Annotated in this window: 18 protein-coding genes; all 18 read left to right on the forward strand. The window is 45.5% G+C overall.

Annotated features, from left to right (window positions below; all coding sequences use genetic code 11):
* The first annotated feature begins 64 nt into the window (after positions 1–64).
* The 18 genes from B9Y77_RS04620 to B9Y77_RS04710 all read left to right on the forward strand — a co-directional run bounded on the left by B9Y77_RS04620 (position 65) and on the right by B9Y77_RS04710 (position 20,219).
* A complete protein-coding gene (locus B9Y77_RS04620; protein ID WP_073422902.1) occupies positions 65–256 on the forward strand; it encodes a TM2 domain-containing protein in 192 nt (63 codons plus the stop codon).
* A 38-nt stretch (positions 257–294) separates the two neighbouring features.
* Complete coding sequence (gene rdgB / locus B9Y77_RS04625) at positions 295–921, forward strand: RdgB/HAM1 family non-canonical purine NTP pyrophosphatase (protein ID WP_085490645.1); 627 nt, start codon at positions 295–297, stop codon at positions 919–921.
* Positions 922–923: 2 nt separating this feature from the next.
* Positions 924–1,919: a tRNA-dihydrouridine synthase family protein gene (locus tag B9Y77_RS04630; protein WP_085490646.1), complete on the forward strand. Its 996-nt coding sequence runs from the start codon at positions 924–926 to the stop codon at positions 1,917–1,919.
* Positions 1,916–2,803, forward strand: coding sequence for a radical SAM/SPASM domain-containing protein (locus B9Y77_RS04635; protein WP_085490647.1), 888 nt, complete (start codon positions 1,916–1,918; stop codon positions 2,801–2,803). Before B9Y77_RS04630 ends, B9Y77_RS04635 begins: the two co-directional genes overlap by 4 nt.
* 561 nt (positions 2,804–3,364) lie before the next feature.
* The gene (locus B9Y77_RS04645) at positions 3,365–4,738 is read left to right on the forward strand and encodes a radical SAM family protein (RefSeq protein WP_085490649.1); all 1,374 of its coding nucleotides are present in this window, start codon (positions 3,365–3,367) and stop codon (positions 4,736–4,738) included.
* Positions 4,739–4,741: 3 nt separating this feature from the next.
* A complete protein-coding gene (locus tag B9Y77_RS04650; protein ID WP_085490650.1) occupies positions 4,742–5,974 on the forward strand; it encodes a hypothetical protein in 1,233 nt (410 codons plus the stop codon).
* A complete protein-coding gene (locus tag B9Y77_RS04655) occupies positions 5,971–6,690 on the forward strand; it encodes a WbqC family protein (protein WP_085490651.1) in 720 nt (239 codons plus the stop codon). The genes B9Y77_RS04650 and B9Y77_RS04655 overlap by 4 nt, the downstream gene beginning before the upstream one ends.
* Before the next feature lie 20 nt (positions 6,691–6,710).
* Complete coding sequence (locus tag B9Y77_RS04660; RefSeq protein WP_085490652.1) at positions 6,711–7,844, forward strand: DegT/DnrJ/EryC1/StrS family aminotransferase; 1,134 nt, start codon at positions 6,711–6,713, stop codon at positions 7,842–7,844.
* Between the two features lie 62 nt (positions 7,845–7,906).
* Positions 7,907–9,070, forward strand: coding sequence for a sugar-transfer associated ATP-grasp domain-containing protein (locus B9Y77_RS04665; RefSeq protein WP_085490653.1), 1,164 nt, complete (start codon positions 7,907–7,909; stop codon positions 9,068–9,070).
* A gap of 8 nt (positions 9,071–9,078) precedes the next feature.
* Positions 9,079–10,401, forward strand: coding sequence for a CapA family protein (locus B9Y77_RS04670; protein WP_085490654.1), 1,323 nt, complete (start codon positions 9,079–9,081; stop codon positions 10,399–10,401).
* A 70-nt stretch (positions 10,402–10,471) separates the two neighbouring features.
* Complete coding sequence (locus B9Y77_RS04675; RefSeq protein ID WP_139829260.1) at positions 10,472–11,419, forward strand: hypothetical protein; 948 nt, start codon at positions 10,472–10,474, stop codon at positions 11,417–11,419.
* Between the two features lie 16 nt (positions 11,420–11,435).
* Positions 11,436–12,878 (forward strand): lipopolysaccharide biosynthesis protein, encoded by a 1,443-nt coding sequence (locus B9Y77_RS04680; RefSeq protein WP_085490656.1) that lies wholly within the window; start codon positions 11,436–11,438, stop codon positions 12,876–12,878.
* Positions 12,875–13,906, forward strand: a complete 1,032-nt coding sequence (locus tag B9Y77_RS04685) for a glycosyltransferase (protein WP_085490657.1) — start codon at positions 12,875–12,877, stop codon at positions 13,904–13,906. Before B9Y77_RS04680 ends, B9Y77_RS04685 begins: the two co-directional genes overlap by 4 nt.
* A 3-nt stretch (positions 13,907–13,909) precedes the next feature.
* Positions 13,910–15,241, forward strand: a complete 1,332-nt coding sequence (locus tag B9Y77_RS04690) for an O-antigen ligase family protein (RefSeq protein ID WP_085490658.1) — start codon at positions 13,910–13,912, stop codon at positions 15,239–15,241.
* Between the two features lie 4 nt (positions 15,242–15,245).
* Entirely contained in the window at positions 15,246–16,214 is a 969-nt protein-coding gene (locus B9Y77_RS04695; protein WP_085490659.1) for a glycosyltransferase family 2 protein, read from the forward strand.
* Positions 16,195–18,468 (forward strand): glycosyltransferase, encoded by a 2,274-nt coding sequence (locus B9Y77_RS04700; protein ID WP_085490660.1) that lies wholly within the window; start codon positions 16,195–16,197, stop codon positions 18,466–18,468. Before B9Y77_RS04695 ends, B9Y77_RS04700 begins: the two co-directional genes overlap by 20 nt.
* Before the next feature lie 25 nt (positions 18,469–18,493).
* The gene (locus tag B9Y77_RS16290; RefSeq protein ID WP_303393598.1) at positions 18,494–19,117 is read left to right on the forward strand and encodes an LbetaH domain-containing protein; all 624 of its coding nucleotides are present in this window, start codon (positions 18,494–18,496) and stop codon (positions 19,115–19,117) included.
* Between the two features lie 58 nt (positions 19,118–19,175).
* Positions 19,176–20,219: a glycosyltransferase family 4 protein gene (locus B9Y77_RS04710; RefSeq protein WP_217807220.1), complete on the forward strand. Its 1,044-nt coding sequence runs from the start codon at positions 19,176–19,178 to the stop codon at positions 20,217–20,219.
* The last annotated feature ends 49 nt before the right edge of the window (positions 20,220–20,268 follow it).

Raw genomic sequence — 20,268 nt, forward strand, 5'->3', positions numbered from 1 at the left:
AAACTTTTGCGGTCTTGTAATCCCCATATTTTCTAAATTGTATATCGTTAAACAAGGAGTCTTTATGCCCTCTACTGGTGAACACAATAAGTGGATAGCTCTCGCCCTCTGCATTCTGCTCGGATACTTGGGTCTGCACCGTTTTTACGAAGGAAAAATCTGGACCGGAATCTTGTGGCTTTGTACCGCAGGACTCTTTGGCGTAGGCGTTGTCGTTGACGCCATCTTGATCGTCATGAAACCGGAACATTACTAATTAGTTATTAGTCAATAGTCAATAGTTATTAGATTAATATGAAACGTTTATTTGTTATCGCAACCGGTAGTGCCGGAAAAATTAGAGACTTCGCTCATATTTTGGGCACCGACCACTACGAATTCAAGACTTTGAAAGATATCGGTTTTGACGAAGATATCATCGAAGATGGAAATTCCTTTGCCGAAAATGCCATCATCAAGTCGAATACAACCGCTCAATGGCTCGCCAAGCGCAACATCGAAGCAACCGTTCTCGCCGATGATTCTGGCCTTGAAGTTTTCGCCTTGAACGGCGAACCGGGCATTTACAGCGCACGTTACTGCGGCAAGCACGGCGATGACGAAGCCAACAACGTCAAGTTGATGCAAAAGCTCGAAGACATCGAAGACCGCAAGGCACGTTACTTCTGCGCGCTCTCGTACCAGACCGTCACCAAGAACGAAAAAGGTGAATTTGTCATCAGCAAACCGATTATTTTTGAAGGCGAATGCCGCGGCGAAATCAACCACACACCTGTCGGCGACATGGGCTTTGGCTACGATCCGCTTTTTGTCCCGGATGGTGAAACGAGAACGTTTGCGCAGATGGAACTTGAAGAGAAAAAGGTTATCAGCCATCGCGGAAACGCCATCCGTGCGCTCAAAAAAGCGCTTGGGAAATAAAATTGAGAATTCTATTCGCACCGCTACAAAGTTACACGACGGGCATTTATCGAAAAGCCCACGCTGAAATCTTTGGCGGTGTTGATGCATATTACGCACCGTTCTTGCGAATTGAGAACGGAAAGCCGCGCGAAAAAGATTTGCGGGATTTAAATGCGCTTGAAGGGAATGCGCGCGAGATTCCGCAAATTATCGCGAACAGCGTCGATGAATTTAAAATCCTCGCAGACGCGCTAATCGCTAAAGGCTACACGGAAATCGACTTCAACATGGGATGCCCCTTCCCGATGCAAGTCAACCGCCATCGCGGAGCAGGAATCTTAAACGACAAGCAAACCGTCCAAGAAATAATGGACGAGATCAGGAAAATATCTAACACAAACGGAACTGCGCCGACAATTGTAAAAGGAACTGCGCCGGTAAAATTTTCCGTCAAGATGCGGCTTGGGCAAGACTCCCCTGACGAAGCCTTTGCTCTCCTCCCGATTCTAAACGAAGCGCCGCTCTCGCAAATCACACTTCACCCAAGACTCGGCAAACAGCAATACAAAGGCGCAATCGATTTCAAATCATTTGAAAAGTTTTATGAGGAATGCCGCCATCCGCTCGTTTATAACGGCGACATCACAAGCGTCTCGCAAATCTGTGAAATGGAACGACGCTACCCGAAGCTTGCCGGCGTGATGATTGGACGTGGACTGCTCGCACGCCCAAGCCTCGCCGCGGAATACAAGGAATTGCGCGATATAAACTGCGTAGCCCCCCTAAACAGCGACACTCATCAAGATTTCCTCGGCAAAATTCTCCAGATGCACCAGGTCATATTTGATCACGCTTGCAAAACGTACCAAGGCGACAGCCAGATTCTTTCGCACGTACAAAGTTTCTGGGAATATCTCGAACCAAGCATTCCCAAAAAGATTTTCAAGAAAATCAAGAAAGCAGGGAAACTCAGCGAATACCAAGAAGCAATTACGGCGATGAAGGAGCTCTCGTGAACAGCGTCTACATCGAAATCACGAACGTTTGCAATTTGCATTGCAGCTTTTGCCCCTGTGGCAAGGAGCCTACGAGCCGCACGTTCATGGATTCCAAGCTGTTCGAGACAAGCATCGCAGGCGCTCAAGAAATCGGTGCAACAAACGTCTACTTTCACGTTCTCGGCGAACCCACGCTCCACCCCGGCTTTGCACACTACGTCAAGAAGTTAGAACAAACGCCCTTAAAGCTCACGCTCACAACAAACGGCACAACGATTGAACGCTCAGGCCGACAAATTCTAGCCTCGCCCGCCGTTCGGCAAGTCAACTTTTCGACGCATGCCTACGCGGAACTCCCCCGCGAAACCGCTGAACGATATTTGCAAAATGTCCTTGATTTTTGCAGTCTCGCAATTGTCGAGCGCCCCGACCTCTACATCAATTTGCGTTTATGGAACGTCGGTGCCGATGAAGCCTCCCCTTGGAACAGCTACATGCTTAAGCGCATCCACGAAACATTCGGTATCGAAATCACGCCCGGGCATTTCTGCAGTCGCCACAAGAGTTTCAACATCACAGGGCGACTTTATTTGCACGAAGACACAAGATTTGAATGGCCTAGTATAGACGAGAGAACGAGCAAAGCCCTACAGACGAGAGACGAAAGATTTGCAGGCACTTGCCGCGCGCTAGACACTCACATAGCAATCCTCCACGACGGTCGCGTTGTCGCCTGTTGCCTTGACCATAGCGGACAAATTACACTTGGGCATACAACCGAACAAAACCTTGCTGAAATTTTAGAAAGCCCGCTCGCGCAAAATATAAAAGAAGGGTTTGCGCAGCACGAACTACGCCACCCTTTTTGCCAAACCTGCAGCTTTTGCAAGCGATTTAAATAAATAAAAAATCCTCAACAAGGAATGAAGAGGATTAATACTCAGACAAATCAAGGGGTGGGCTTATTTTTCCTTGAATCTCTCCTTAGCTTCGCCAATGAACCAATGTTTCATAAGCGTGCAAGGCGAGCATTGAAAAAATGCTTGCAAATTTAGCAACCAACTACAACACCCTGTCTGTCCAAATTGCATTTTCCATCAAAATTGACAGAACATCCAAGCCCTTGTTTCTAAAAAAAAGCTTTTTAAAAGGGGAAATCCATCAAATATCATATAAATCACAATTTTTTCACAAAAACATACTTTTTTTGTAGCCAAAAAAAAGAAAAAAACGTAATATTCCAAAAAATCTTCAAGAAGGAAGAAAATAAATATGTCCACCTGTATATACAGGACATTTTTATCGGAAATCGATCTAATCTTAAGGCTTTTAGCAGCGTTAATTTATACGCATTTGCTTCCAAGAGAGGCATTCAGCCCAATTTTCGTGGGTCATCATTTGCGGAACTCCTTCACTGTCCAAAAAGCTTTTCAAAAAAATTGATTCAAAAACAAAGGATACTCATGCCGAAACACCCCATTGAAATGCAAAATCTCTACGAACACGAGATCAACGCCTATAACCTCGAAGGTTTCCAGCCACAAATTGTCGATGCCGAATATTTGAAAAAGCTTGGCGTCACGATTGAACCTTCTGAAGAAACATTGCAAGGCCTCATTCGCGGCTCCAAGATGTTCAAGAAGCGCTTGGAAGAGCACTGCGTCATTCCCAAGTCCGTACTCTACCTTGAAGATTGCGACCCTGACACCGTGGAAACAGAAATCCACAACTACACAGGACGCTGCCCGACGCTGACCTTCGAGATCAACCCCATCAAGGGATGCCATCTGGGATGCCAGTATTGCCTGGTGACCGACGGAGTGCACGAACAGAAACTCGTGGCTTATGAAAATTACCACCTTTATGTGCGCAAGCTCTTGGAAGAGATGAACGGTGCATGCAGCGAGAATCCTAACGCTGTCACAGCCGAAGACATTAAAAAACGCAGCCAGCTGTTGCAGGAATTGGCAACGGCCATCGTCGAAGCTCCGGAAAAGAAAAAGGAAATCGAAAAGAAAATCGTGGAACTGAGCCGTGGCAAGAACTGGAACCATTACTACTACTTCTCGCCCAAGACCGAAGCTTTGCAGGAACCGACGCTTTATACAGGCATCGCCCACCGCATTTTGCGCGAATTCATCGCCCACTTCAAGAAATACCCCAACTCCAACGCCCGCCTCTTCATCGCATCGAAGGCCGGCACCAAGCACCTCCTGGTGGAAAACGAAGGCGAAACCATCCTCGACCTCTTCGAACAGCTGAAGGACAAGATGCAGTTCAATACTTCTGTGAGCATCATGCCGACGGAATTCCGTAACCTTCTGGAACCCTTCGCCGCCCCGATCGAAGAACGTCTCGGCGCCGTACAGATGTGTCAGGAACACGGCATCCTCGCCAACTCGGCATTGGTACAGCCCATCGTCGTCCCCTATCTCACCGACGAACGCATCAAGGAATTCTTCGACATGCTCCGCGCCGCTGGCATCGTGAACTACAAGCCAGAATTTCTCACAGCCTGCATGGAGAACTTGGCTCAGCTGGGACAATGGCTTGGATACTTCGACAAGAACATGGAACGCGACCTCTACATGGACTATATCAGCCCGAAAAACGCCGACCACCGCAAGCAGCGCGGACGCACAGCCCCCAACCGCGCACTTTCGACCGAGAACATCCAGCGCCTGATGAAGTACACCGAAACCATCGGCATGTCCACCAGCATCTGCTTCTGGGTTCGCAGCCAGCTGAACGTGCCCACGAACATCATTCCCATCATCAACCATAACGGATTCCAGTGCTTGGGCTACCAGTCACATCTGTTTAGAAGCGAAAAGTAAAGAATGAAAAGTAAAGGACTTTCTTGCCAAGATGTCTGTTTTCAGATATTTGCGGACAAAACGGACTACTACCACCGCTGGTATCACGCCAAGCCGATGCTTATAACATCGGAACGTCGCGACGAACTGCGACGAATGCAGGCCTTGCTCTATAAATGTATCGCATATATGGCGGAACACTACCGCGAGTGGGTGCCGGAATATATGCCATTGGACGAGAAGGTGATGGAGATTCTTGACCGCCAGCGCCGTTACCCCTTCCGGGCAGGAGCCTACCGTCCCGACTATCTCATCAGCGACGATGGACGGCTGCTATTGGTGGAAATCACCAGCCGTTTTTTCGGACACGGCATCTGGGCCAACTACCCCTCGGTGGTCAAAGCTGAGCAACTCATGGCAGACTTTCCAGACATATCTTGGGAGAACCGCTATGACGAGCTGCTGACCTATATGCGCGACGCCATCCCCGCAAATAGTCCAGTCTATGTGCTAAAGAGCGGCGATCGCGGTAGCGAAAGTTCCTTCTATACGAAGTTCTATGAGTACTACGGACATGAGGTGACCATCTATGAGGCCGATGAAGTAGAAGCAAATATCGACAAGTGGAGTCACGATGCAGTGGTGTTCAGCGCCCTCAACCAGCAAGACATGCTGTCTTTCAAGATGGATACCCTGCAGGCCATGATAGACGCGCGGATGCTGAACGACTTCCGTACCATTTTTCTGGCTCATGACAAGCGATTCTTGCACCTCATCTTCGTAGACGACTTCACACGTCAGTGCCTCACGGAAGAGGAAACATCATTCCTGAGACAGCACACCATCCCCACCTATTTATACAATAGCCATCCCGAAAAATGGAACGACGCCTTGACGCATAAGGATCAGTATATCCTCAAGCCGTTCAATTTGGGCAAAAGTGTAGATCTATATGCCGGCGTGATGACCGACGAAGAAACGTGGAAACAAAGCATCTTGGCAAGCGAAAAGGGCGGATTCATCTTGCAGCCATTTGTCAGGCAGCGGACTTATCCTTGCGAATGGGAGGGCAAACACTACGACGAGTATGTCTGTGGCATGATGCTGTGCATGGATGACCGCTATTTCGACAGCGGCGTTTTCCGCACCAGTAGTGCCCCTGTGACCAACAAGGTGGATGACCGCAAGATGTGCGTTATCCACAGTGACGATGAAAATTTTGCAAAAAAAATTAAAAGCAACTGTTACGTATTATGATTGAAGGAAAACGACATATAGCTATTTGGCAGCCATACTTTTTCCCTTACATAGGCTATTGGCAGATTATTCATGCCGTAGATTTGTTTGTTGTTGGCGATAATGCCCACTTTATCCAAAACAGCAGGATATACCGTAATAGTATCCTAGGACAAGGATGCAAGCCACAGAACTTCGGCATTGAAGTCAGCCAAGCTTCCTGCACTCACCTTATCTGTGAAACGAGTCGGGTGGTCAACCTGAAACGCGCAGAAAAGATGTGCCGCGTATTGGAGTACTACTACAGTAAAGCTCCATATTACAAAGATGCCATGAATGTTATCAAGCCGATTCTTTTCGACGAAGAGTCGGACCTAACGCGCTATCTCGTCAAACAACTGAAGGCAGTCGCCGAGTATTTAGGCATCAAGACAGAAATCAGGTTGCTATCAGAGGTTTCAGCCCGTTGGGATTGCAAGGCTCCGGAAGTCATCCGTCGAACTTGCGAACATTTCGGCATTACCAACTATATCAACTCTATCACCGGAACGAAGTATTACGACAAAGATGCTTTCCGCGAGATGGGCATCAATCTCCAGTTCATGCGTCGCAACGATGACATCCGCTACAAACAACGCTGTGACGAGTTTGTTCCCGACCTCAGCATAATTGACGTGATGATGTACTGTTCGCGCGACGAGATACACGATATGTTGAACCGTTACCATTTTGCATAACAATACAAAACAAGAATATTATGATTAATGTTTTTCAGCCATCACTAGGAAAAGAAGAGCTTGATGCTCTTGAAAAAGTCTTTGAGTCCAACTGGATTGGAAGAGGCAAAAAGGTAGTGGAATTTGAAGAGAAGTATGCCGAGCATATCAAATCTTCAAAGGACTTGGTGTTAACGACCACTTGCTGTAGCGAGGGATTGTTTTCCTCCATGCACCTTCTGGATATACAACCAGGCGATGAAGTAATTCTACCTACAATCAGTTTTATCGGAGCCGGCAATGCCATCTGTGCTCATGGTGCCAAGATGGTGCTTTGCGATGTGGATCCTCACACATTGAACGCCCGTGCCGAGGATATCGAAAAGGTGATTACACCAAAGACAAAAGCACTTCTGTTGCTGCATTATGGAGGCATACCCTGTGAAATGGATGAGATCATGGAGCTCTGTAAGAAGCATCATATAAAAGTCATCGAGGATGCCAATGCCGGCGTATGCTCTTTCTATAAGGGAAAAGCCGTTGGTACCATCGGCGACATGGGTATGTGGTCGTTTGACGCTATGAAGATTCTGGTTTGCGGAGATGGCGCTATGCTGCATTTCAATACACCTGAACTTCGCAATAAGGCAGACCGCTGGCTTTACTTTGGTCTGGAAGCCAAGAGCGGCTATGCAAACACTGTGGCTCAGAAATGGTGGGAGTTTGATATATCCTGTTTTGGTCATCGTGCCATTATGAATAATATAACTGCAGCTATAGCATTGGAACAGCTTAAGAAACTGCCAGCATATATAAAAAGGCGTGCCGAGATACATCAGTACTACAATGAGCATCTTAAGCAATTTTCATGGATAGAATTACCGCCAACGTTGCCTGAATATGCAGAGACCTCTTATTACTTCTATCACATTCAGATAAAAAATGGCAAGCGCGACCAGTTTGCGAGATTCTTACGCGAGAATGGAATTTATACAACATACAGGTATTTTCCTCTTCATCGCGTACCCGGTTATGGCGTGACCGGCAGCTTTCCAAATGCAGACTACGCCGCCGACCATACATTGAACATACCGATTCATCAGTCCATTACCGATAACGACTTGGAACTCATTATTGAAAAGATTTGTGAGTTTGACCGTTTGTATTGTAGGTAGGACAACATTCTAAGCTGTCATCATTTCTTATAAAAAAACAACCGTAATGAGATTTTGAATTTATGAAACTATACGCAAGTGAAGACGAGGCCTATCAGATTCGCACAGGCCGTGAGATTGTAGATGCTTATCCAGAAATCTACAATCCGTGGATTATCCAAAACATCAAGCAGAAGTTGGAAGCACGTGCCAAAACCAGACCCGACATAGCAGGCGGCAGAAGCATAGAGGACATCTTTGCCATTGCTACTTATGACTACTGGCAATATGGTATCGATACACCCGAAGAGTTCTCACACGAGCAGTTAGGAGCCTCCCACGACAAGAAGTGCCAGTATATCACCTGCAGAAACCGCTTCAAATACATCGATTATCTGAACAAGAAAGAGGACATGCACCTGCTCCGCAACAAGTGGCATGCCTACCTGTTGCTTAAGGACGCCTACCGACGCGAGGTGCTGCTGCTCGAAAGCGAGCAGGACTTTCCTGCCTTCGAGGCATTCTGCCAGCGTCACCCCACATTCGTCGTCAAGCCTGTCGGTCTCGGTCTGTCGTTGGGAGTCCGCAAAGTGGAGGTCGGAGATACAGACCCCCACACGCTCTTCGACCAGTTGTTTATAGAAATAGAGACCGAAAACGGCCATTGGAATAGTGGCACCGAAAAGGGTGTGCTGGTGGAGGAACTGATTGAGCAAGGCGAGGAAATGGCTATGCTTCATCCTGCCAGTGTCAACAGTGTGCGGATGCTCACCATCAATCTGGGAGATGGCGACATCCGTCTATGGTATCCTTACGTCCGTATCGGTGTGGGTGGGCATTTTATCAGTTCAGCAGCAACCGGTAGCATTGTTGCAGGCATCAATGCGGGTACAGGCGTGGTGGAGACTACTGGTTTTGACAAGTTAGGTAAGATTACGGATGTGCATCCAGACACCCATTTCACAATTAAGGGTATCAAGATTCCCCGATGGGGGCAGCTCTGCCAGAAAGCCATAGAGATGTCTAAGCGTCTGCCTACCCTGCGCTACATCGGCTGGGATTTTGTCTATGACAAGGACGGAGAGTGGATTGTGATGGAGGGCAATGAAAATGCCGGAATAAGCAGTTCTCAGCTGATTCATCACAGAGGAATGCGTGAGGAGTTTGAACAACTCATCGGCTACCATCCCACCAAAGAATACTGGTGGCAAGGCAAATACCCTTCAAGATTCGAAAACATTAAATAGGAGGCATCATGTCTGAAATTAATATTTTGGGAGTCGGAGACATCCTTGTATCAAAGCGACTGCCCTCAAAAGGCTACTGTGGCTATGACGAGATAAGACACTTGTTAGGTAGTCATGATGCCTGTTTTGGCAATCTTGAGACAACAGTCCATGATAATGAGGGCTATCCATCTGCTTTCCCCGGTGGTTCGTATAAAATGGCTAATCCCGCTGTTCTTGATGACTTAAAGGAACAGGGCTTTCATGTGCTGAACATTGCCAACAACCATGCCCTTGACTATTGTCAAAAAGGCTTGGAAGCAACTATTCGCAACCTAAAGAATGCGGGAATGGCATACGTAGGGGCAGGCAGAAATCTGTCCGAGGCGGCTTTGCCTAAATATGTGGAATGTCGGGAAGGAAGGGTCGCCTTTATTGGCGTAACCAGTTCTTACCATGATACGGACGCTGCCGGTCCTCAAGGCGGCATTGTGCCTGGACGACCGGGCATTAACCCTCTCAGAAGAATTGAGTATTATGAGGTGACGGAAGAAAACTTTCATGCCTTGAGCAAAGTTGCTGAAGAGACGGACATGAACGATGGCTACAAATGGGCGGTTGCCTACGGCTATAGAAAAGCTGGTGAAGTTTCACCTGCGTCTGAGCAAAGCGAAGAGCTCTTCCTGCGGGAAATGAAGTTTGTAAAAGGCGGGTGCAACCGAAGGGTTAATCACCCGCATCCAGCCGACATGGAGAGAGTAAAAACCGCCATTCAGGAAGCAACCCTTCAGGCAGACTGTGTGGTGGTCAGCTTCCATTCCCATCAGATGAGCGGAAGTGCCGACAAACCGGCACCGTTTATCGTCGAGTTTTGTCACGCCTGTATTGATGCTGGTGCGAACGTTATATTCGGCCACGGCTCCCATGAGTTAAGAGGATTGGAGATATACAAGAATGCACCTATTTTCTATGGGCTTAATGAGTTTATCCTGCATAATGAAATGCAAGAGGTACAACCTTTCGAGTTTTATGAGCGGGTTCATCAGGAGCCATCTAAATATGATTATGTAGGATTAGGGATGAATCTCAGGAGTAAGGGTGGCACACGCGGGCTTTCTGCCGACCGCAAGGCATGGGAGGCCGTAGCGGCAAGTGTTTCCATGAAAGATCATGAAGTAAAGGAAGTGAGAGTCTATCCCATTTCTTTAGGATTTGAGCTGAGCAGAGCGCAGCGTGGCTGGCCGGTGATAGATAAAACAGGAAAGATCCTCGACAATTTCTGCAAACTGTCAAATAATCAATACGGAACCCAGTTTGAGTTGGCGGATGGTTATGCCAGAGTGCTCCTCTAAACATGAAACAAGTGTATTAAAAGTAAAAAAGATGTACGTAGAGCCCGTAAATAGACCAATCTTGACATTTATGTTGAAGGTTGCACGCAAGATATATCATATCAGGCGTCCGGAATATTTTACGGAGGCCTATTGCGATATTATGAATCAAGACGGCAACGACCTCATTCTGGAAATGCTAAACAGAAAGGGGGCATCGGGCTTCATGCTGTCAAAATGGGGCACGATAGAGTTCAATCAGGCACTGAGTTCCTATCTGTGCCGAAATAAGCCGGGATGGAAGCTCTACAAGGACATGATTCGCGGCGAGGTGCCCATCCCAGAACCCGTGGCCAAACACTATCTGTACTACAATGCCGGGGTGTTTCCTTTAAGCGCAGAAACAGCCGACCGCTTCGGGATGCAGGCGTTAGAAGACTGCCAAATGATAGACATACTTGCATCGTATATACCCAACGAGCAGTATCTGGCCCACTACTGGAGTGGGGCTGTCAAGGTGAATCTGGATTCGCTGTACGCACCGTGGCTTTTCCGCAATCCTTGGACGAAATGGCTGAAAGGCAAGCGTGTAGTGGTGGTTCACCCATTTGTGGAGAGCATCAGGCACCAATATGAGAATAACCGTGAGCGGCTGTTCACAAACCCCGAGGTGCTACCCGAGTTCAAGGAGCTTATCTGTATCAAGGCTGTACAGACGCAGGCAGGCGAGCCATCTCGGTTCGGCGATTGGTTTGAGGCTCTGCACTACATGGAGGACGAGATTGACCGATGCGAATACGACGCGGCCATCATCGGATGTGGTGCCTACGGCATGAGCCTGGCAGCGCATGTGAAACGCCGGGGAAAGGCGGCAATCCACCTTGCAGGATGGACGCAGATGCTCTTTGGCGTTTACGGCGAACGGTGGGTCTCCCAGCAGCCTAAGTACAGCAGTGTAATCAACGACTATTGGATACGTCCCAGCGACAACGAGAGAATCAAGAACGGCTCGATGGTTGAAAATGGATGTTATTGGTAAGAATAGGTTTTGAGGAATGGCAGAATCGTTGAAAGATAAGACGGTAAAGGGCTTAGGCTGGTCGGCACTGGATAATGCCGCCCGCTATGGCATGCAGTTCGCGGTGGGCATTGTGCTGGCCCGACTGCTGTCGCCCGACGACTATGGACTATTGGGACTGGTGGGCATTGTCACCGTGATATGCACAGCACTTGTCAATGGTGGCTTCACCACGGCCTTGATACGAAAGAAGGATGCCACCGACGATGACTACAACACCGTATTTATCTGCAACCTCGGCATGAGTATGCTGCTCTATGCCGTGGTATTCCTCTGTGCGCCGCTGATAGCCGATTTCTTTAACCGCGAAGTACTTACCCCACTGGTACGAGTATCTTCGTTAGGGCTGATCATTGGAGCATTGGGCATGGTGCAGCAAACACGCCTGACCAAGCGTATCGACTTCAAGACACAGACAAAGATTACGATTGTGGCCACTGCGTTGAGCGGAATTGTAGGCATCGGCATGGCACTAACGAGCTTTGGCGTCTGGGCACTGGTAGCCCAGCAACTCACTTCACAAGCCGTGACCACCATGCTGTTGTATATATATAATAGGTGGTTACCACAGCTGCGCTTCTCTATGGAAAGTTTTCACGATTTATTCGGATTCGGGTGGAAGATGATGGTGAGTGTACTTCTAGATGCTGTTTGGAAAGAGCTACACCAAGTGGTGGTGGGAAAATTCTACAGCCCTGCAACGTTAGGGCAATATACCCGGGCACGGCACTATGCTGGGCTGTTCTCGTCAAACCTGACAAGCGTGGTGGAACGAGTTACCTACCCTGTGCTGAGTAGTATTCAGGACGATAAGGAGCGTATGTTCTCGGCCTATCGACGCATCATCCGCACCAGCATGTTCATCACCACCGTGGCTTTGTTCGCTCTCGGTGCTGTCAGCGAACCGCTCATCTACTGTATGATAGGCCCCAAATGGCATGAGGCCTCCACCTATCTGCCAATCATCTGCATCAATTACAGCCTCTATCCGCTGCATGCCATCAACCTGAATATGTTGCAGGTGCAGGGGCGCAGCGACCTGTTCCTCGGACTAGAGGTCATTAAGAAAATCATCATCTTGCTGCCCCTGTTCATCGGTGCTTTCGTAGGCATCATGCCCATGCTCTTGACCAACACCGTGATTGGCATCATAGCCTACTTCCTCAATTCCCATTACTCAGGCCGTCTGTTGGGGTACAGTTCATGGATGCAGTTGCGCGACATCGCCCCCTCATACGCTCTGGCAATAACCATCGCTCTGTCGGTATGGTTCTTGAAATACTTGCCTCTGAGCTATTGGTTGGTGCTGCCCATGCAGATGGCTGTAGGGGCGACAGTGTTCTTCGCCTGCTGCAAGTTGTTCAAGATGAATGAATATAAAGGAATCATGAAAATTCTAAAAAACCGGAAAAAGAAATGAACGTTGCGACAAACAATTCTCAATTAAAATATAAGGTAGTTGTATGGTGCAATACATTCAACCAGGCATCCTATATCAAGGATACCATGGATGGCATTTGCATGCAGCAGACAAACTTTCCGTTCGCTTGCCTCATCATGGACGATGCCAGCACCGACGGGGAGCCTGAGGTCATCAAACAATACCTGAACGACTACTTTGACACAGAGTGGACAAAGGAAACCGATGACTACCACCTGACGCTGGCTCGCCATCAGGAGAACAAAAACTGCTACTTTGCGGTTTATCTGCTAAAATACAATCATTATAGTATTAAGAAGCGAAGACTGAGATATTATAAGGAATTGACGGATGAGATAGATTATGTGGCTTTGTGTGAGGGTGACGACTATTGGACCGATGCGCATAAACTGCAAAAGCAGGCGGACGCCTTAGATGCCAACCCTCAAGCGACACTAGTCTATACCAACTTTCAAACAATTGATGCCGAAGGCAATCCGATAATCAGGCCTTTTATCAAAGATTTTCCTGGCCGTTCCCATTCCGGTGACAATCTGCCTACGCTGCTCCGTTACGGCAACTACATCATGGTGCTTACCAGCATGTACCGCTATAAAGTGTTTGAATCTGAATTCCTCACCAACTGCCCCGTAAGAATGGATTTTAACACCACAATGTGTGCCGCCCTGATGGGAGACTTCATCTGGTTGCCGGAACAGATGGGGTGCTACCGCATACTGGAGAGCGGAATCATACAAACAGGCCGGCGGAAAGGTGCTGAGGACTGGGGGCAAGTTATCTACCGCTACTATGCCGGATTGGTGATGAATGGGCGATGCAAGCCGCTGTCATTAGGTCAGCACATTCATTACACGATTCTTATCCTCATAAACGCGCTTAACAAAAAAGATGTTCAGCTTATAAATAACACGCTGAAATCCAATTGGCTGTCTTGTCTTTTGCTGCCAGTGGCATACGTCAATGTGAAAGTTAAAAGACTGAAAGACAGAATCAGAAATAGGAAATAAGGAATGAAGATTGTTGCATTCATAGTCACCCTTATCAGTTGTTGCCTGATGTTCTACGTCAAACGGGAATGGAAGGCAGCTCTGCTCGTCATGGGCACTATGACATTGACGGTAGTAACCATTCCCGCAGTTCCTTTGCACAACGCAAACTTTTTGCTGCTGGCATCGTTCCTACTATCGGAATTGCCTTATTTACGGTGGCACCTTGGAGCGTTACGCAGCACTCCATTACTTCGGAACGTACTCTTTTGGGCATGTATATCAGCATTGATAGCCGCATTCACAACCACTTACACTTCTCCTGGCTTATTTTTACGTTTCGAGCTTGTGTTCAAGTATTTTGTTATTGCATACGCTTTTTTGGCAGTCAAAGACGAAAAATCTTTAAAGCCAGTATTATATGTATCGATGTGGTGTTTGATAGTACTTACTCTTTTTGGAATTTTGAATTACATAACCAAAAGCGCTACTTTTGTCAATGCTTTGACGGAAGGCAGCACAATCCTTTGGACTAAAGATACGTCCTTGGGCGATCTTTATGCACAGGATAGACGTTTCAGGGTGTTATCAATGTTCACATCAGCTTTTGATTATGGTTATACCTGTCTTGTTATTTTATTGTTGCACATATATGCTTGGATTCGAGGTCTAGAATCCAAAAGCACTTTCCTTATAGTACTTGTTTGCAGCTTATTTGGTATTATTTTCTGCCAATGTCGTATTGTATGGGTAAGCCTCCTTTTGTCAATCAGTTGTTTTTACATATGGAATTTTTCTCCCAGCAAAATCATCGTTGCAAGCGTCTTAATCTTGTGTACTTTTATTGTCTCCTATACTTCGATTCCCATTGTAGAAGAAAAAATGAACATGCTGACCGACGCTTTCGCCGAAAAAAGTGAAACAGAAGGAAGTTCTATACAATTGCGAATGTCCCAATTCATACATGTACTTTCCTACACTAAAGGACATGAACTGTTAGGGTTGGGACATGGATATTGGGCATACAACTTAACAGAGGATTTAGAATCAATCGAAGGTCTTTTCGGCATAGAAAGTGTTATCCTTCAATATTTGCTTGAACGGGGCTACATAGGTCTCATTTTATGGGCGCTTTTTTATGCGATCATTTTCCGATATTTTTGGAAGAATCGCAAAAAAGTCCGGACATTAACGGGCTTAGGAGCTTCAATCCTTACCGCGTATCTAATTTTCTCATTAGGCACCGGTGAATTGGGATCTGTTCGTCCAACGCTATTGTTATTGGGTTTCGTTATAAAATTGATAGAACAGCCTAAATCAAAAGAAAAGTGTTTAACAAATACCACCCTCTCCTAATAATATGACACATCGACTCGCTATCATCATTCCTGCTTACAAAGCTACTTTTCTGCCGGCTGCACTTAATTCTATTGCAGCACAGACATGCAAGGACTTCACCTTGTATGTTGGCGATGATTGCAGTCCGGAACCGATTAGCGATATCGTTGAACGATACAAAGAAAAGATTAATCTTGTTTATCAACGGTTTGAGACCAATTTAGGAGGGAAAGACCTTGTTGCTCAATGGGAACGGTGTATTGCCATGAGTCAGGATGAGCCTTACATATGGCTATTCAGCGATGACGATGTGATGGAGCCGAATTGCGTGGAGGAACTATTCAGACAGATAGATAAGACGGAGGGAGTTTATAACCTGTATCACTTCAATGTAGATGTAATTGATGAACATGGAGCGTTTAAATTCCGGAAGCAAGATTATCCGGCAGAGCTTTCAGCATATCGTTTCTATTGTGGCAAGAACTCGATGAGACTTTCTGCTTTTGTAGTGGAGAATGTTTTCTCACGAGAAGTTTATGAACGATTTGGGGGCTTTATGAAATATGATCTGGCATGGGGCAGTGACATAGCCACATGGATTGTGTTTTGCGGGGAAAAAGGAATGTGTACCGTACCTCATGCAAGGATAAAATGGCGTCAGAGTTCACAGAATATTTCACCCAATTATTCACAACAGATAGCAGAACGTAAGTTAAAGGCAGACCAAAATCTGCTGAATTGGGCATATCGGTATTTCGGCATGGAACCAGACATCTACAACGTAAATAGAGCCATCTTTATTTATAAGATACATCAATACAAGAAACATGTGAGTAAGGCATGTCTCAAGGAAGCATTTGCATCTTTCTTTGCAGTACACGGACGTCACTGGGACAGGCCGCTGATCTATTTCTTCGCCATCCTCATTGACGGGATTTACTTCCGAATCAGAAAATGGTTCACATGGCTCTATGGAGATTTTAAAGGATGAAAAGATGAAGATTATATATTATAGTTCCCCTTTTTATGCCGACTGCGATTTCCCATTGATAGGGGAATTGCAACGTAGAGGCCATGACGTGAGATATTACATCTCTGTTGCGTCTTTCAGCAAGCGGTCAACACTTATTGACTTAAAAGAGTTGTATCCGCATACAGGTATTTATCCTGCAACGAAAATATACCCGGAGTTCAATGAGTTCCGCCATATTCTTGATCTTTCGCAAGTATATGTCGTTAATCAGAAGTACAAACAGAAATTTCATCCTGTCAACCTACTATTGATGATTAAACTGGTCATACATTTTACGATGCAGAAGCCAGATGTTATTCATTTAACCGAACCGCCTTGCTTGACACAGAAATTATTGTATCTGATAAAAAAGAAATTAGTATTGACCGTTCATGATCCTTTCAGACATTCTGGTTTTACAAATAAAATGGCAGAGAGGAATAGAAGACTGGCTTTTAAGAATATTTCCAAACTGGTATTACTCAATGAGAGGCAGTCTTCCTCATTTGCATCCTATTATGATGTTCCCAAAAATCATGTCTTTATCAACAAACTGGGGATGTATAATTGCATTCAGCATATAGACCCACTGCCATTCCAGATTGACAGGCCTTTCATTCTCTTTTTTGGGCAAATTGTAGAATACAAAGGGGTTGAATATCTATTGGAGGCCATGAAGATTGTACATAGCCATCATCCCGAATTAATGTTGGTGATAGCCGGTGGTGGGAAGTATTATTTCGACATTGAGCCATACAAGAAACTGGACTATGTAAAAATCATAAATCACTATATAGGCACCAGGGATTTGGCAGGCATGCTTCGGGCTTGTGAATTCGGGGTCTGCCCTTACAAGGACGCAACGCAAAGCGGCGTCATTCAGACAGCCTTCACTTTAGAGGTACCGATGGTTGTTACCAATGTGGGCGCTCTCGCTGATGCTGTTCAACACAACAAGACGGGTATAGTTGTAAAGCCCTGTGATGTGAACGATTTGGCAAATGGAATCATGGACTTATATTCAAACAAAGAAAAACTGAATGCGATGAGAAAGAATATCAAGGAAGAATGGAAGAAGGATATGGGTTGGGATTCTATCGCAAATGACTATCTGAAATGTTATAAAAACATGAAAATCCTTGAAGTTGTATTTAACCTTCGTCCTGGTGGCGCAGAACGTTTTGCCGTTGACCTGACAAACGAGCTTTCAAAAGCCAATGACGTAACTATAATGGCAATAAAAGATGATTCTGTTGAACCAGAACGAGATTTGTTTTATGCTTCCGAGTTGGCGGAGCGTGTAACATACAAAAATGTTGGTATTAGTAAAGGTTATTCTTTACATAAAGTAATAAAGATCTACAAGGCCATAAAAAATGAGAAGGCGGATATTGTTCACTTGCACGGTGACAATATGCCTCACTATTGTATTCTGGCCATATTACTGCTCAATCGGAAATCAAAGTTTTATCAAACCATTCATAACGATATTCATAACGGATACGATACATTGTTCTATCGTTTTCTTGTTAAAACGTTTGGCTATAAAAAGAAAATGGGGTTTGTTGCATTAAGCGAAACCAACTACCGCGACATGCTTGAGATTTATCCAAAAATCAAAGGAGTATGCATTCCCAATGGTCGGGCGCCTATAGTGCCAACGGATAGATTTGAAGAGACAAGAAAGGAAATAGCTTCATATAAAAGTGTAGCAGATAGTCGTATCTATATTCATGTGGCACGGTGTAATCCCCAAAAGAACCAAACGCTTTTGGTAGAGGCTTTTGGCAAGTTTGTGCAAAAAGGCTACCATGCAGACTTGATTATTATCGGTCCCGGTTTTGAAAACAAATTAGGGGAATCCATTCGGGCAAAAGCTGGGAAGAATATCCATTTCATAGGAACGCGCAAGAATGTGGGTAATTACATACTCCATGCAGATGCGTTCTGTCTGTCATCGGATTTTGAGGGTATGCCTATAACCTTATTAGAAGCAAGCCTCGTTGGTGTTCCTATTGTATCAACACCTGTTTGTGGTGCTGTGGATATCATTGATAATAAGGTTAATGGGATATTAAGTAAAGGACACACAGTAGAGGAATACTTGGATGCTTTAGAATATTCTTATAAACATTTGAGTGAATTGAGGCAGAATTCTCTAAAGATGAAAGATAAGAGTTCTTATACGATAGAGAATTGTGCGAGAAAATACATGGATTTTTTCAATCGGTAATTAGAGGATCAATTTTTATATGGTTATGTCAATAAGTAATTTTATAAAGCAGAATAGATTTATCAGAGGTTTTTACTTTCTTTATCGAGACTACTTTGGCTGTTGCAAGCGAAGTAGGTTTGGTTATATAGCTGATGATGTTACATTGATGCCACCTCTTCGAATAGATAACCCAAAGAATGTATTCCTTTATGGCGACAACGGGTTAAGAAATGCCGATATTATGGTAACAAATGCTCGTTTTATCATGAAGCCCCATTCAGGAGCCGCGGAAGGATTGCGTGTAACAACAGGAAATCACGCCATGATAGTTGGTCGATTCTATCGTACAATTACCGAGCAAGAAAAGCCCTATGGCTACGATAAAGACGTGGTTGTAGAGTCTGATGTATGGATAGGGCGGAATGTAACTCTTCTCTGCGGCATTACTATCGGAAGGGGTGCCATTATTGGTGCCGGGGCTGTTGTCAACAAAGATGTTCCTCCCTACTGCGTCGCCGGCGGTGTACCGGCTAAGCCCATTAAGTTCAAATGGACAATTGACCAAATTCTGGAACACGAATCGAAACTATACCCCGAAGAAGAACGCTTTTCAAGAGAGCAATTAAAAAAAATATTTACCGAAACAAAGACAAGGTATAAGGTTTAAAGTTATGCGAGTCATTATAGTCTCACCCTCTCTTGACCCGACGAAAAATGTCAGCGGAATGTCCTCTGTGACGCGATTTATCATAGCGAACAACCCACATCACAACTATGTGCATTTTGAATTAGGACGGAAGGATATCGAAAAGGGCGGCATTTATAGGGTAAATCCTATCATACGAAAATATAAAGACTGGAAAAGCCTTCTAAAGACTTACCCTGATGCTATCGTACATTATAACTTTCCATTGGATAAACTTGGCATCGCACGAGATACGCCCTTTATGCGTGCGGTGCTCAAGAATGGAAACAAGATGGTTGTTCACATTCATGGTGGGGTTTATCTTACATCCGAAAGCATCCCATTTCCTTTCCGACAGATGTTGAACTATGTGTTTTCATGGAATGTGCCTTTCATTACGCTGAGTGAGACGGAAACTGAGATCCTTAGAAATAGATTCCATGCAAAACACGTAGTGTCACTGCCGAATTGCGTGGATTTGCAAGACTCCCGAACTTATGATCGCAAATACAAAGATACTTCAACTCCTCTTACATTAGGCTATTTTGGCCGTATAACCAAGACAAAAGGCATGGACTATCTCTTGCAGGCTTGCTGTTTATTGAAAGAGCTCCATATCCCGTTCAGTCTAAAAATCGCAGGAGCGGAAGAAGTTGAAGGACAATATCTGCCGCAGTTCAGTAGGACGTTTGGAAATCAGTTTGTGTATTCGGGAAAAGTTAGTGGAGATGATAAGAAATCCTTTTTGCAAAGCCTTGATGTACTTGCTATGCCCACCTTTTTCGAGGGACTTCCAATGTCGCTGCTTGAATGTATGAGCTATGGAGTGGTCCCTGTCGTTACGCCTGTTGGCAGTATTCCAACTATTGTAACAGACCGACAGAACGGGATGCTCATAAAAGTAAAAGATACGCAATCTATCGTGGATGCGATTACTTACTTGCATACCCACAGAGACAAATTAGAACTGATGAGCAAATTATCTCGCAACTACATATACGAGCACTTCGACTCAGATTCTTATATAGACAAACTCAACAACATTTATAGGACCTGCTCATGTCACTCCAACTCAAAACGCTAAATAAAACCGCAGAATAAAGGTATAAAATTCTGATTTTTTTTAACTTTCA

It is taken from the genome of Fibrobacter sp. UWB13, from assembly GCF_900177805.1.
Lineage (GTDB): Bacteria > Fibrobacterota > Fibrobacteria > Fibrobacterales > Fibrobacteraceae > Fibrobacter.

Excerpts from the sequence above, each read along its gene's own strand:
- B9Y77_RS04645 (WP_085490649.1), top strand. The coding sequence starts at position 3,365 with ATGCCGAAACACCCCATTGAAATGCAAAATCTCTACGAACACGAGATC.
- B9Y77_RS04650 (WP_085490650.1), top strand. The coding sequence starts at position 4,742 with ATGAAAAGTAAAGGACTTTCTTGCCAAGATGTCTGTTTTCAGATATTT.
- B9Y77_RS04700 (WP_085490660.1), top strand. The coding sequence starts at position 16,195 with ATGGAGATTTTAAAGGATGAAAAGATGAAGATTATATATTATAGTTCC.
- B9Y77_RS04620 (WP_073422902.1), top strand. The coding sequence starts at position 65 with ATGCCCTCTACTGGTGAACACAATAAGTGGATAGCTCTCGCCCTCTGC.
- B9Y77_RS04695 (WP_085490659.1), top strand. The coding sequence starts at position 15,246 with ATGACACATCGACTCGCTATCATCATTCCTGCTTACAAAGCTACTTTT.
- B9Y77_RS04690 (WP_085490658.1), top strand. The coding sequence starts at position 13,910 with ATGAAGATTGTTGCATTCATAGTCACCCTTATCAGTTGTTGCCTGATG.
- B9Y77_RS16290 (WP_303393598.1), top strand. The coding sequence starts at position 18,494 with ATGTCAATAAGTAATTTTATAAAGCAGAATAGATTTATCAGAGGTTTT.
- B9Y77_RS04655 (WP_085490651.1), top strand. The coding sequence starts at position 5,971 with ATGATTGAAGGAAAACGACATATAGCTATTTGGCAGCCATACTTTTTC.
- rdgB (WP_085490645.1), top strand. The coding sequence starts at position 295 with ATGAAACGTTTATTTGTTATCGCAACCGGTAGTGCCGGAAAAATTAGA.
- B9Y77_RS04710 (WP_217807220.1), top strand. The coding sequence starts at position 19,176 with ATGTCCTCTGTGACGCGATTTATCATAGCGAACAACCCACATCACAAC.
- B9Y77_RS04670 (WP_085490654.1), top strand. The coding sequence starts at position 9,079 with ATGTCTGAAATTAATATTTTGGGAGTCGGAGACATCCTTGTATCAAAG.
- B9Y77_RS04685 (WP_085490657.1), top strand. The coding sequence starts at position 12,875 with ATGAACGTTGCGACAAACAATTCTCAATTAAAATATAAGGTAGTTGTA.
- B9Y77_RS04660 (WP_085490652.1), top strand. The coding sequence starts at position 6,711 with ATGATTAATGTTTTTCAGCCATCACTAGGAAAAGAAGAGCTTGATGCT.
- B9Y77_RS04665 (WP_085490653.1), top strand. The coding sequence starts at position 7,907 with ATGAAACTATACGCAAGTGAAGACGAGGCCTATCAGATTCGCACAGGC.
- B9Y77_RS04680 (WP_085490656.1), top strand. The coding sequence starts at position 11,436 with ATGGCAGAATCGTTGAAAGATAAGACGGTAAAGGGCTTAGGCTGGTCG.
- B9Y77_RS04675 (WP_139829260.1), top strand. The coding sequence starts at position 10,472 with ATGTTGAAGGTTGCACGCAAGATATATCATATCAGGCGTCCGGAATAT.